At 67.8% G+C, this 12,668-nt stretch carries 10 protein-coding genes and 1 riboswitch; of the genes, 4 read left to right on the plus strand and 6 right to left on the minus strand.

Annotation, left to right across the window (positions count from 1 at the left end):
• The first annotated feature begins 44 nt into the window (after nucleotides 1-44).
• The 4 genes from H590_RS0105025 to meaB all read left to right on the plus strand — a co-directional run bounded on the left by H590_RS0105025 (nucleotide 45) and on the right by meaB (nucleotide 6,827).
• Entirely contained in the window at nucleotides 45-971 is a 927-nt protein-coding gene (locus H590_RS0105025; RefSeq protein ID WP_028702705.1) for an alpha/beta fold hydrolase, read from the plus strand.
• Nucleotides 972-1,083: 112 nt separating this feature from the next.
• Nucleotides 1,084-1,349: riboswitch (cobalamin riboswitch) on the plus strand.
• Between the two features lie 82 nt (nucleotides 1,350-1,431).
• Nucleotides 1,432-3,339, plus strand: coding sequence for a methylmalonyl-CoA mutase small subunit (gene mutA / locus H590_RS0105035; RefSeq protein ID WP_028702706.1), 1,908 nt, complete (start codon nucleotides 1,432-1,434; stop codon nucleotides 3,337-3,339).
• The gene (gene scpA, locus H590_RS0105040) at nucleotides 3,336-5,528 is read left to right on the plus strand and encodes a methylmalonyl-CoA mutase (RefSeq protein WP_028702707.1); all 2,193 of its coding nucleotides are present in this window, start codon (nucleotides 3,336-3,338) and stop codon (nucleotides 5,526-5,528) included. The genes mutA and scpA overlap by 4 nt, the downstream gene beginning before the upstream one ends.
• 270 nt (nucleotides 5,529-5,798) lie before the next feature.
• Nucleotides 5,799-6,827, plus strand: a complete 1,029-nt coding sequence (gene meaB, locus H590_RS0105045; RefSeq protein WP_028702708.1) for a methylmalonyl Co-A mutase-associated GTPase MeaB — start codon at nucleotides 5,799-5,801, stop codon at nucleotides 6,825-6,827.
• Nucleotides 6,828-6,909: 82 nt separating this feature from the next.
• On the opposite strand, the gene H590_RS0105050 is transcribed toward meaB, so the two are convergent.
• From H590_RS0105050 to H590_RS0105075, 6 genes are all read right to left on the minus strand, one after another.
• The gene (locus H590_RS0105050; protein ID WP_028702709.1) at nucleotides 6,910-7,125 is read right to left on the minus strand and encodes an RNA-binding S4 domain-containing protein; all 216 of its coding nucleotides are present in this window, start codon (nucleotides 7,123-7,125) and stop codon (nucleotides 6,910-6,912) included.
• Between the two features lie 163 nt (nucleotides 7,126-7,288).
• On the minus strand, nucleotides 7,289-8,050 hold the full coding sequence (locus H590_RS0105055; RefSeq protein WP_028702710.1) for an amino acid ABC transporter ATP-binding protein: 762 nt from the start codon (nucleotides 8,048-8,050) through the stop codon (nucleotides 7,289-7,291).
• A gap of 56 nt (nucleotides 8,051-8,106) precedes the next feature.
• Nucleotides 8,107-9,048 (minus strand): amino acid ABC transporter permease, encoded by a 942-nt coding sequence (locus tag H590_RS0105060; RefSeq protein ID WP_028702711.1) that lies wholly within the window; start codon nucleotides 9,046-9,048, stop codon nucleotides 8,107-8,109.
• 5 nt (nucleotides 9,049-9,053) lie between these two features.
• Nucleotides 9,054-9,995, minus strand: a complete 942-nt coding sequence (locus H590_RS0105065; RefSeq protein WP_028702712.1) for an ABC transporter substrate-binding protein — start codon at nucleotides 9,993-9,995, stop codon at nucleotides 9,054-9,056.
• A gap of 43 nt (nucleotides 9,996-10,038) precedes the next feature.
• A complete protein-coding gene (locus H590_RS0105070) occupies nucleotides 10,039-10,977 on the minus strand; it encodes an ABC transporter substrate-binding protein (protein WP_028702713.1) in 939 nt (312 codons plus the stop codon).
• A gap of 173 nt (nucleotides 10,978-11,150) precedes the next feature.
• Nucleotides 11,151-12,668: a permease prefix domain 1-containing protein gene (locus H590_RS0105075; protein ID WP_051238195.1), complete on the minus strand. Its 1,518-nt coding sequence runs from the start codon at nucleotides 12,666-12,668 to the stop codon at nucleotides 11,151-11,153.

Genomic DNA, 12,668 nt, shown 5'->3' on the forward strand with positions numbered 1-12,668 from the left:
GGGGACCCGGGCGGTGAAGGTGCGACTCCGAATAGTGTGGCGGCATGGACTGCATCACACTGGTGGCCGATGACGGTGCCGATCTCGACGTGCTGGTCTGGGAACCGCCGGGCGAACCCAGAGGGGTCGTGCAGATCGTCGTGGGGATGTGCGAGTACGCGGCCCGTTACGACGAGTTCGCCCGACGGCTGGCCGCCGACGGCTGGCTGGTGGTGGCCGGCGAGAACCGCGGCGAGGGCCCCAGAGCCCTGGCGACCGGCGAGCTCGGCCAGCTGCCCGATCGTGGCTTCCACCAGCTCCTCGACGACATGTCGACGGTCATCGACCACTTCCGCACCGGGCCGCACCCGCTGCCCTGGGTGCTTGTCGGCCACTCGATGGGGTCCTTCCTGGCTCGCATGATGGCCGCCCGGCGGGGCCGCGAGATCGCCGCCCTGGTGCTGGTGGGCACCGGCGGTTCCCTCGGCCCGGTCGAGTCGGTGGGCATCGGGATCGCCGAGGTCGAGGTCGCCCTGGGCGGGGAGGACCGTCCCAGCCGCCTGATGAACCGCCTCACCTTCGGCACCTTCAATGCCGGCTTCAGGCCCGCCCGGACGAGATTCGACTGGCTCTCCCGCGACCACGCGATGGTCGACAGGTACCTGGCCGATCCGTTGTGCAACTACATCTGCAGCGCCGGGTTCTACCGCGAGCTGCTCATCCTGATGAGGTCGGCCAACAGCGTCGACGTGCTGCGGGCGACCCCTCCCCAGCTGCCTGTCGGCCTGTTCAGCGGGGCCGCCGACCCGGTCGGCTCGGCCGGTCGCGGGGTGCATCAGGTGGCCCGCCGACTGCGCGCCAGTGGGGTCCGCCGGGTCGATGTGGTGCTCTATCCGCAGGGTCGCCACGAGATCCTCAACGACATCAACCGCGGCCAGGTCCACGATGAGATCTGCCGGTGGATCGACGAGACGGTGGGCGTCACGGTGTGAGCCCGCTCACACCTGCGCCGGTCGGGCCGCGGACCGGTCCGCCGGCCCGCGCGCACGGGTCCCGAGGGGCCGCCCCACAGGGGCACCCCGGCGGTGGCGGCGCAGGCCTTCCGGATACGATGGAGCTGCTGGTGCCGGAGCTGTCAACGCAGTTTCGGCCACAAGAGGGAAGCCGGTGGAATTCCGGCGCTGCCCCGCAGCGGTGAGTGGGAACGACATCACCATCGCCGCCGGGTCCGCGGTTCAGATCGCGGGCGTGACGGTGATCAAGCACTGGGCTCCGGTCCGGGAAGCGGTGACGTAGGACCTGCCGTCGGCCTGGTGCCGATGGGCGGGGTGCCCACAAGTCCGAATACCTGCCAGCACGTCTTCGCACCGCCGCGTGCGATGCGGTACCGCGGGCCTCGAGGGGAGGTCTTCGGCACATGTCCATCCACAGCGGAGCAGGAGTCTGCAGAGTATGACTGATCCCGACAACCCCGGCGAGTCGGCAGTGTCCGACGTTCCCGAGGCGCTCACCCTGGCCGGCGATTTCCCGGCCCCCTCCCAGGAGCAGTGGGAGAAAGAGGTGGCCAAGGTTTTCAACCGTGGTCGCCCCGAGGGCAAGCAGCTCACCTTTGCGCAGTCGTTGAAGCGCATGGAGCCCACCACCGTCGACGGTGTGCAGTTCGAGCCGATGTACACCAGGGATGACGCCCCCGAGAGCCTCGGTGCTCCCGGCGTCGCCCCGTTCAGGCGCGGCACCACCATCAAGACCGGTGACATCGACGCGTGGGATGTTCGCTCCCTCCACGAGGATCCCGACACCGATTTCACCCGCAAGGCGATCATCGCCGACCTCGAGCGCGGCGTCACCTCCATCTGGCTGCGCGTCGGAGCCGACGCCATCAAGCCCGAGGACATCGCCGGAGACCTCAAGGACGTGCTGCTGAACCTGGCCAAGGTCGAGGTCTCCAGCCGCGACGACCAGGCCGCTGCGGCCAACGCCCTCCTCGACATCTACGCCTCCTCGAAGCAGGCCCCCGAGGAGCTGTCCTTCAACCTGGGCATCGACCCGATCGGCTTCGCCGCCCTCAACGGCGGGAAGGCCGACCTGTCGGGGCTCGCCGGCTGGGTCGAGAAGACCAAGCCCTACAAGAACTCGCGGGCCCTGGTGGCCGACGGGACCATCTATCACAACGCCGGTGCCGGCGACGTCGCCGAGCTCGCCTGGGTGATCGCCACCGCCGTCGAGTACGTGCGCGCCCTCGTCGAGCAGGGAGTCTCCGCCACCGACGCCTTCGACGCGATCAACTTCCGCGTCACCGCCACCCACGACCAGTTCCTCACCATCGCCCGGCTGCGTGCCCTGCGTGTGCTGTGGAACCGGATCGGTGAGGTCTTCGAGGTTCCCGAGGATCACCGCGGAGCCCGTCAGCAGGCCGTCAGCAGCTGGCGCGAGCTCACCCGCGACGATCCCTTCGTCAACATCCTGCGCGGCACGATCTCCACCTTCGGTGCAGCTGTCGGCGGCGCCGAGGCGATCACCACGCTCCCCTTCGACGGAGCCATCGGCCTGCCGAAGAACCAGTTCACCCGACGGATCGCCCGCAACACCGGCATCGTGCTGTCCGAGGAGTGCAACATCGGGCGGGTCAACGACCCGGCAGGTGGCTCCTTCTACGTCGAGTCGCTCACCAAGACCCTCGCCGAGGCGGCCTGGAGCAAGTTCCAGGAGGTGGAGGCGGCCGGTGGTTTCGCCGCCTACCTCGCCAGCGGAAAGGTCGTCGAGGAGCTCGACGGCCTGAACGCCGAGCGGGCCAAGCGCCTGGCCACCCGCAAGCAGCCCATCACCGCCGTCTCGGAGTTCCCGATGATCGGGGCCCGTTCGGTGGAGGCCAAGCCCTTCCCGGACGCCCCTGAGCGCAAGGGACTGGCCTGGCACCGCGACTCCGAGGTCTTCGAGGCCTTGGTCGACCGGGCCGGCAAGGCCGCCGAGCGCCCGAAGGTGTTCCTGGCCTGCCTGGGCACCCGGCGCGACTTCGGCGCCCGCGAGGGCTTCTCGGCCCCGATGTGGCACATCGCCGGCATCGAGACCCCCGAGGTCGAGGGCGGTTCCCTCGAGGAGGTCGTCGCAGCGTTTAAGGCCTCCGGGTCCACCGTTGCCGACCTGTGCTCGAACAAGAAGGTGTACGCCGCCCAGGGCCTGCCAGCCGTCAAGGCACTCAAGGAGGCGGGCGCCAAGAAGGTCTACCTGTCTGGCGCCTTCAAGGAATTCGGCGATGACGCCGCGGAGGCCGAGCAGGTCTTCGACGGTCGGGTCGCCATGGGGATGGACGTCGTCTCGGTCCTCTCCGACACTCTGGACACGTTGGGAGTTGCCAAGTGAGCACCCTGCCCCGTTTTGATTCCGTCAATCTCGGCGACGCGAAGGTTCCTGCCGATGCGCAGAAGCGGTTCGCCGAACTTGCCGAAGCAGCAGGCGAGCACGAGCCGTGGATGACCCCGGAGCAGATTCCGGTCGGTCACCTGTACAGCGAGGACGTCTACAAGGACATGGACTGGCTCGGCACCTACGCCGGGATCCCGCCCTACGTCCACGGCCCCTACGCCACGATGTACGCCTTCCGCCCCTGGACAATCCGTCAGTACGCCGGATTCTCCACCGCCAAGGAGTCCAACGCCTTCTACCGCCGCAACCTGGCGGCCGGCCAGAAGGGCCTGTCGGTGGCCTTCGACCTGCCGACCCACCGTGGTTACGACTCCGACAACCCGCGCGTCCCCGGTGACGTCGGCATGGCCGGTGTGGCCGTCGACTCCATCAAGGACATGGAGGAGCTGTTCGCCGGCATCCCGCTGGACCAGATGAGCGTCTCGATGACGATGAACGGCGCCGTGCTGCCGATCCTCGCCCTCTATGTGGTGGCCGCCGAGCGGCAGGGCGTCAAGCCCGAGCAGCTCGCCGGAACGATCCAGAACGACATCCTCAAGGAGTTCATGGTTCGTAACACCTACATCTACCCGCCGCAGCCGTCGATGCGGATCATCGCCGACATCTTCGCCTTCACCAGCGCGAACATGCCGAAGTGGAACTCCATCTCGATCTCCGGCTACCACATGCAGGAGGCCGGCGCGACCGCCGACATCGAGATGGCCTACACCCTGGCCGACGGCGTCGACTACATCCGCGCCGGTGAGAACGTCGGCCTCAAGGTCGACCAGTTCGCGCCGCGGCTGTCCTTCTTCTGGGCCATCGGGACGAACTTCTACATGGAGGTCGCCAAGATGCGCGCGGCCCGGATGCTGTGGGCCAAGCTGGTCCACCAGTTCGGACCGAAGAACCCCAAGTCGATGAGCCTGCGGACCCACTCGCAGACCTCCGGCTGGTCGCTTACCGCCCAGGACGTCTACAACAACGTCGTCCGCACCTGTGTCGAGGCGATGGCGGCCACCCAGGGTCACACCCAGTCCCTGCACACCAACTCGCTGGACGAGGCCATCGCGCTGCCGACCGACTTCTCGGCCCGCATCGCCCGAGGCACCCAGCAGTTCCTGCAGCAGGAGTCGGGCACCTGCCGGGTGATCGACCCGTGGAGCGGTTCGGCCTATGTCGAGAAGCTCACCCTGGAACTGGCCCGCAAGGCATGGGGTCACATCCAGGAGGTCGAGGCCGCCGGCGGTATGGCCAAGGCCATCGAGAAGGGCATCCCGAAGATGAGGATCGAGGAGGCTGCGGCTCGTACCCAGGCCCGCCTCGACTCCGGTCGTCAGCCCCTGATCGGCGTCAACAAGTACCAGCTCGACGAGGAGGAGCCCCTCGAGGTCCTCAAGGTCGACAACTCCCAGGTGCTGGCCGAGCAGAAGGCCAAGCTGGAGTCGCTGCGTGCCGACCGCGACGAGGCCGCCACCCAGGCAGCCCTCGAGAAGCTCACCTGGGCCGCCGCGAACCCCGACCCGACCGATCCCGACCGCAACCTGCTCAAGCTGTCCATCGAGGCCGGGCGCGCCAACGCCACCCTGGGCGAGATGAGCGACGCGATGGAGAAGGTTTTCGGGCGCTACACCGCGCAGATCCGTACCATATCCGGTGTGTACAGCAAGGCATCGGGTTCCTCTGAGACCACCAAGAAGGTCCAGAGCATGGTCAAGGAGTTCGAGGAGAAGGAGGGCCGTCGCCCCCGTATCCTCATCGCCAAGATGGGTCAGGACGGCCACGACCGCGGTCAGAAGGTCGTTGCCACGGCCTATGCCGACCTCGGCATGGACGTGGACGTCGGCCCGCTCTTCCAGACTCCTGAGGAGACGGCCCGTCAGGCTGTCGAGGGTGACGTCCACGTCGTGGGCGTCTCCTCGCTGGCTGCCGGCCACCTCACCCTGGTGCCTGCGCTGCGCGACGAGCTGGCCAAGCTCGGCCGGTCCGACATCATGATCGTGGTGGGAGGTGTCATCCCGACCCAGGACTTCCAGGAGCTCAAGGATGACGGCGCTGCCGCGATCTACCCTCCGGGCACCAACATCCCGGAGGCCGCTGTCGACCTGATGAAGCACCTGCTGGACAGGGTTGACGCGGACAAGTGATCGGCTGACCGGGGCGCGGTCCCGGCACCACCGGTCCTGAGTGCGACACGACGAGACGGCCGGCTCCGGGAGAGATCCCGGAGCCGGCCGTCTCGTCGCACCGGGGCCCTGCCGGTCGTGGTCCCCGGCGCTGCGGCATCTGGACGGGTTCAGGCCCGACCGGACATGTGCGCGAACCGATCAGCCCCATGAACGACCTCGTGGGTGAACGACCCGGTGGGTGAACGATACGGTGGGGGGAGTGTCCCCAAGGATGGAGGAACTGGCCCGATGAAGATCGACGTACCGGAACTGGTCAAGCAGGTGCTTGCCGGCGACCGGATGCACATAGCTCGCGCTCTCACCCTGGTCGAGTCCAGCAGACCCGACCACCGGGAGAAGGCCCACGAGATGCTGCGGCTGCTGGCCCCGCACACCGGCAATGCGATCCGGGTCGGCATCTCCGGCGTCCCGGGGGCGGGCAAGTCCACCTTCATCAACAAGATGGGCTGCAAGCTCATCGATGAGTACCACCACAAGATCGCCGTCCTGGCGGTGGACCCCTCCTCCAGCCGCACCGGCGGATCGATCCTGGGCGACCGCACCAGGATGGGTGACCTGGCCAACCGCGACGAGGCCTTCGTGCGCCCGTCCCCCTCGGGAGGACACCTCGGCGGGGTGGCCAGGGCCACCCGTGAGGCGATGATCGTGATGGAGGCCGCCGGATACGGGGTCGTCATCATCGAGACGGTCGGCGTGGGCCAGTCCGAGGTCGCGGTGGCCGGGATGGTCGACACCTTCCTGATGCTGGCCGTGACCGGCACCGGGGACCAGCTGCAGGGGATCAAGAAGGGCATTCTCGAGCTCGCCGACGTGGTGGCCGTCAACAAGGCCGACGGCGACAACGCCGGAAATGCCCGCGTCTCGGCCCGCGACCTGTCGATCGCGATGAAGCTGGTCTCCTCGGACGCCGACAAGCGTCGGGTCCCGGTGCTCACCTGCTCGGCCTACACCGGGTCGGGGCTGGACGACGTCTGGCAGGCGGTGCTGGACCATCGCGCCTACCTGGAGAAGGACGGATCCCTCACCCGCCGCCGGATCTCCCAGCAGCGCGAGTGGCTGTGGAACATGGTCGAGAACGAGGTCCTCGAGTCGCTGAGAACCGACCGGACGATCCAGGCCGCCGCCGAGTCCATCGAGGCGGGGCTGGGCACCGAGGCCACCAACGCCCTGGACGGTGCCTCACAGATCCTTCAGCTGTTCGCCAAGCGGGTCCCGGACATGTCCTGGGCCCACGGCGAGATGCACGCCGGCAGCTGAGCCCGGTCCGCCGGGCGGCCGCCGGGTACTCCACCGGGGGAGCGGGGCTCCCCGCCGGCCCGGGGTTCAGCTGCGGGCCGGGTCACCAGGGGACGTCGATCTCTCCCAGCTCCACCGTCTGGTGGACCTCCTGGTCGCCGCTTCGCACCGCGACGTCGTCGCCGGGATGGAGCTGGCGGCCGCGCCGGGTCTCCTGCTCCCCGTTGACATAGACCAGACCCTCGGCGATCAGCTCCCGGGCCCGGCCCCCCGTCTCGGCCAGATTGGCGAACTTGAGGAACTGTCCCAACCGGATCATGTCGTCGCGCACCACCCCCTCAGTCTCCCACAGTGCCGAGAAGGCCCCACAGTGCCGAGAAGGCCGCGTCGCGTGGTCCCTGTGACCATGCGACGCGGCCTTCACGATGACCCGCCCGGATTCACGGGGTCGCGACCCCGTGCGCCGATGACCTGGTAGGGGCCTACAGGACCGACCGGAGGAAGTCCTGGAGGCGCGGGGACTGCGGATGATCGATGACCTGGTCGGGCGGGCCGGACTCCACGACCACCCCGCCGGCCATGAAGACCACCTGATCAGCCACCTCCCGCGCGAAGCCGAGCTCGTGGGTGACGACCACCATCGTCATCCCGGAACGCGCCAGATCCTTGATGACGGCCAGCACCTCGCCGACCAGCTCCGGGTCGAGGGCCGAGGTGGGCTCGTCGAAGAGCATCAGCTCCGGGTCCATCGCCATCGCCCGGGCGATTGCCACCCGCTGCTGCTGGCCGCCCGACAGTTCCGAGGGGTAGTGGCTGGCCCGGTCGGCCATCCCGACCCTCTCCAGGAGATCCACGGCCCGGGTGCGGGCCTGGGCGCTCGGCACCCCGGCGACATGGATCGGAGCCTCCATGACGTTCTGGAGGGCGGTCATGTGGGGGAACAGGTTGAACCGTTGGAAGACCATCCCCACCCGGGCCCGCTGGGCGGCGATCTGACGCTCGGTGAGCCGGGCCAGGCGGCCGTCTGGCAGTGCCTTCTCGGCGAACCCGACACGCTCCCCGCCGACCCGGATCTCGCCGGCCTCGAAGGTTTCCAGCTGGTTGATGCAGCGCAGCAGGGTGGACTTCCCGGATCCCGAGGGTCCCAGCAGCACGCACACCTCGCCGACGCTGACATTCAGGTTGATCCCCTTGAGGATGTGCAGGGCGCCGAACTCCTTGTGGAGGTCGGTGATCGCCACCATCGGGGAGCCCAGCGGCGGACGCTGCTGGGAGCCGCCCGTCGTCGACATCGTGGTACTCACTGCTCGACCTCCAGTGACGGGTTGGTGTGGGCGGTGCCGGCGGCGTTGATGGCCGCCTGCCGGTTGCGCCGTTTGGAGCCGCCGGTGGTGAAGCCGCGGCCGTAGTAGCGCTCGAGGTAGTGCTGCCCGACCATCAGCACGCTGGTCATCACCAGGTACCAGAAGGCCGCCACGATGAGCAGCGGGATCGGCGCGTAGATCCGGTTGGCGATGGCATTGGTGGCGAACTGCAGATCCAGGGTGAACGGCACCGCCAGCACCAGGGAGGTGGTCTTCAGCATGCCGATCGTCTCATTGCCCAGCGGCGGGATGATCACCCGCATCGCCTGGGGGATGATGATCCGCCGCAGGATGAGGGAGGGCTTCATGCCCAGGGCCTTGGCCGCCTCGGGCTGGCCGGAATCGACCGACTCCAGCCCCGAGCGGATGATCTCGGCGAGGTAGGCGCCCTCGTTGAGTCCCAGGCCGATGACCGCGGCCGCGAAGGCCCCGATCAGCTTGCCGGTCTCGAAGGTGATGAACTGCGGGCCGAAGGGGATGCCGATCCCCAGGACCGGGTAGAGCACCGCGACCAGCCCCCAGAAGATCAGCTGGGTGTAGACCGGGATGCCTCGGAAGATGAAGATGTAGGCCCACGAGACGCCCCGCAGGACGGGGTTGGACGCGGTCCTCATGATCGCCATCACGAGGGCCAGGATGGTGCCCAGGATCATCGAGCAGACGGTCAGCAGCAGGGTGTAGCCGATACCTTCGATCACCTTGACGTCGCGCAGGTACATCCAGACGATCGGCCACTTGAAGTTCGTGTTGGTGATCAGTCCGTGGATCAGCATCAGCGCGAGCACCGCGACGATGATCGCGGCGACGACGGTTCCCGGGTGAAAGACCTCTTTCGCCTGGATCCGGTTGGGGATCCGGGCGTGTTCCTGGTGTGCCATCGTGATCACTTCACCGCGGGGTTGATCTCGGACTTCGCGATCATTCCGCTCTCATTGCCCCAGGTGGCGAGGATCTTCTTCATGGTCCCGTCGTCGATGAGCTTCTGGGTCGCGGCCTGGACGGCCTTGGACAGCCCGCCGTCGTTCTTGGCGGTGACCACCCCGAAGGGCTCGGCGTCGGTGATCCCGCCGAGCTGCTCGAGGGCGCCGTTGGTCTGCTCGATCGCGTAGGCGATGATCATCGAGTCGGCGTAGGTGACGTCGGCCTTGCCGCCGATGACATTGGTGGTGGCATCGGTCTGCGCCTTGTAGGACAGCACATTGGTCTCCTTCTTGCCGGAGGCCTTGCAGGCGGTGGACTGCTTCTGGGCGTCGGCCTCCTCGGAGGTACCAGTCTCCAGGGCGACCGTGACCCCGCACAGGGAGTCGGCCGGGACCTTCTTCGGATTGCCCTTGAGGACCGCCTTGGCCATCCCTGCGGTGAAGTAGGAGACCAGATTGACCTGCTTCTCACGCTCCGAGGTGATGGTGAAGGACGCCACCGACATGTCGTACTTGGGGCCGACGGCGGGGATCAGGGTGTCGAAGGTGGCATTGGTGAAGGTCACGTTGACCCCCATCAGCTTGCCCATCGCCTTCGCGTAGTCGACGTCGTAGCCGATGATCGTCTTGCCGTCGGCGTCGATGAACTCGGCCGGGGCGTAGCTCGCATCGGTGCCGATGGTGATGGTGCCCTTGCTGGCGATCGACGCGGGAACGAGCTTGGCGATCGCGTCGTCCTTCTGGATCGAGTCGATGAGTGCCTTGCTGGAGGGGGTGGACGCCGATCCCGAGGCGCTGCCCGCTCCGGTGGTCGAGGAGTCGGAGGCGTTGGTGCATCCGGTCAGTGCCATCGCCGCTGCGACGACGACGGCTGCCAGAGTGCGGGGAAATGTGAGTGTGCCCATGAGAACTTCCTGATCGTCGCGCGATGTGCCGTGTGGGAGGGGCTTACTTGACGCTGGGGTTGATCTCGGACTTCGCGATCATTCCGCCCTCGTTGCCCCAGGTGGCGAGGATCTTCTTCATGGTCCCGTCGTCGATGAGCTTCTGGGTCGCGGCCTGGACGGCCTTGGACAGCCCGCCGTCGTTCTTGGCGGTCGCCACCCCGAACAGGGCGGCGTCGGTGATCCCGCCGAGCTGCTCGAGCGTGCCGTTGGTCTGCTTGATGGAGTAGGCGATGATCATCGAGTCGCCGAAGGAGACATCGGCCTTGCCGCCGATGACATTGGTGGTGGCCTCCGGCAGAGTCTTGTAGGAGAGGATGTTGGCCGGCTTCTTGCCGGCACTGGTGCACTCCTTGGACTGCTTCTGGGCCGAGTCGTCCTCGGAGGTGCCCGTCGAGACGGCGACGGTGACCCCGCACAGCGAGTCGGCCGGGACCTTCTTCGGGTTGCCCTTGAGGACCGCCTTGGACATGCCCGCGGTGAAGTAGGAGACGAGATTGACCTGCTTCTCGCGCTCGGCGGTGATGGTGAAGGCGGAGACCCCCATGTCGTACTTGGAGCCGATCGAGGGGAGCAGGGTGTCGAAGGTGGCATTGGAGGGGGCCACCTTGACCCCCATCAGCTTGCCCATCGCCCTGGCGTAGTCGATGTCGTAGCCGATGATCGTCTTGCCGTCGGTGTCGGCGAACTCGGCCGGGGCGTAGTCGGCGCTGGAGCCGATCGTGATGGTGCCCTTGCTGGCGATCGATGCGGGGACCAGCTTGGCGATCGCGTCGTCCTTCTGGATCGAGTTGATGAGGGCGTCATTGGCCTTGGCCATGCTGGAGGAGGTGGCGCTCGGACCCGAACCGCCGGACTCCTGCTGGGATGCATTGGTGCATCCGGAGAGGGCCAGGGCGAGAACGACCAGGCCGATGGGGGCGAGGCGGGTGAGCTTGTTCATGGAACTTCCTTGGGAGGGGGCGCCGGTCGACGCCGCTGAACACATAATTATGCATCAACGCGAATACTTGCAACTCGGCGCGGGTGATGTCACCAAACTGCAACACACAGGGTGCAGCACGCGGTCGCGTGGGCGTGCGGCAACACGCGGACGCCGGCAGATGGACCGGGGCCTCAGATCCATCCAAACAGCGGCGGGAGCGCCAGGGCGACGACCAGCGCCCAGATCCCGAATGCGGGGACGGCGACGCACTGCCAGCGCTCGAGCCTGGTGGAGGCGGCGACCGCGCGGTCTCGACGTCCCAGACAGATCCGCAGGTACCACCACCCGGAGACTGATAGATGGGCCAGCAGCAGGACGTTGCAGCCCAGCCCGGCGATCTTGTTCGGGGACGGCCCCCACTCCGCCAGCCGCCCGGCCATCGCCCACAGCATCACCAGGTCGACCGCCAGGGACACCACGATCAGGCCCAGCTGCATCCAGTCCAGTGCGGGGCTGCGCCGCTCCGAGCTGCGCGCGGACACCGTGAACAGCACGATCGCGGCGACCGCGATGAGGACGGCGTCGAAGATGATGAGGACATTGCGGTCGGTGGTGACCGGATTGCCGGTGACCACCAGCACGACCAGGAAGACCAGCAGGGCCAGCCCCAGCAGGGGGGTGAACACGGCGGTGAGCACCGGTGCCATGTTCTCGATCACCGACTTCTTGTGCTCGACCAGCCAGGCGCACACGATGACGGCCCCGGCGGCCCCCATCGGCAGCACCCAGCCGAGCACGTCGTCGATGGTCGACATGGGAATGTCGATCGCCCTGAAGATGGCGACCACGACCCCGGTCAGCGCCCCGCCGCTCAGGGCGATGAGGACGTAGTAGAGGGCGGCCTCGCCCAGGAACCGCACCCAGTCCATCCATGCTCCCAGGTGTCGCCACCGCGGACCCAGGTAGGCGATCGCCGTCACCGCCACCAGGGCGATGGGCAGATGGATCGCGGTGAGCCAGAAGGTCTGGCCGTGTGCCCCGGCGGGAAAGACGTTGACCAGGACCGCCGAGCCGGCGAAGACCGCCAGCAGGGTGGCGATCCCGCCGATCCCGCCGATCCGCTGGATCCGCCTGGTTGCGGGGGTGCGGGTCCGCCAGTGTCCGAGCAGGAGGAGGCAGATGAGCGGCGGCAGGACCAGCAGACCGATGTTGCGCGGGTAGAACCGCGCGCCGGTGGCGTCGTCGAGGAGAGCCATCGGCAGTCGTGCGGCCAGGCTCGCGATGACGGCCAGCAGGAGGGCCGGGAGCAGGCTGACCAGCTGTCGGCGGGCGGATCTGCCGCCGGGTGCCGGATCCGTGGAGGACGCGGCCGACTGCTCGTCGGCGCCCAGCACGAGCTGTCTCCACAGCCGGTCGGGGTGGACCCGGGTGAACTCCCGGCCGACCTCGTCGCGGGGGCCGATCCGCTTGACGGCGATGAGGAAGGCCTCGTCGGGGGTCAGTCCCAGGGCCCGCAGGTCGGCGGTCTCGGCCTCGAGGTGATCGGTGAGCTCGTCGACGTCGTCTGCGCTGATCCCGGGCCGCCCGCTCATCAGCCTGCGCCACTGGGCGATGTTCTCGGCGATGTCCGGCCCGACCGTGGGGCCGTCCGTGGCGCCGACTGTGAGGTCGTTCGAGGGGCCGTCCGTGGAGCCGACGGTGGTCGCCAT

Origin of the sequence: Acidipropionibacterium jensenii DSM 20535, assembly GCF_000425285.1 — a bacterium.
GTDB lineage: Bacteria > Actinomycetota > Actinomycetes > Propionibacteriales > Propionibacteriaceae > Acidipropionibacterium > Acidipropionibacterium jensenii.

Excerpts from the sequence above, each read along its gene's own strand:
- H590_RS0105025 (WP_028702705.1), top strand. The coding sequence starts at position 45 with ATGGACTGCATCACACTGGTGGCCGATGACGGTGCCGATCTCGACGTG.
- mutA (WP_028702706.1), top strand. The coding sequence starts at position 1,432 with ATGACTGATCCCGACAACCCCGGCGAGTCGGCAGTGTCCGACGTTCCC.
- meaB (WP_028702708.1), top strand. The coding sequence starts at position 5,799 with ATGAAGATCGACGTACCGGAACTGGTCAAGCAGGTGCTTGCCGGCGAC.
- H590_RS0105050 (WP_028702709.1), bottom strand. The coding sequence starts at position 7,125 with ATGATCCGGTTGGGACAGTTCCTCAAGTTCGCCAATCTGGCCGAGACG.
- H590_RS0105055 (WP_028702710.1), bottom strand. The coding sequence starts at position 8,050 with ATGGTGGCGATCACCGACCTCCACAAGGAGTTCGGCGCCCTGCACATC.
- H590_RS0105060 (WP_028702711.1), bottom strand. The coding sequence starts at position 9,048 with ATGGCACACCAGGAACACGCCCGGATCCCCAACCGGATCCAGGCGAAA.
- H590_RS0105065 (WP_028702712.1), bottom strand. The coding sequence starts at position 9,995 with ATGGGCACACTCACATTTCCCCGCACTCTGGCAGCCGTCGTCGTCGCA.
- H590_RS0105070 (WP_028702713.1), bottom strand. The coding sequence starts at position 10,977 with ATGAACAAGCTCACCCGCCTCGCCCCCATCGGCCTGGTCGTTCTCGCC.
- H590_RS0105075 (WP_051238195.1), bottom strand. The coding sequence starts at position 12,668 with ATGGCGACCACCGTCGGCTCCACGGACGGCCCCTCGAACGACCTCACA.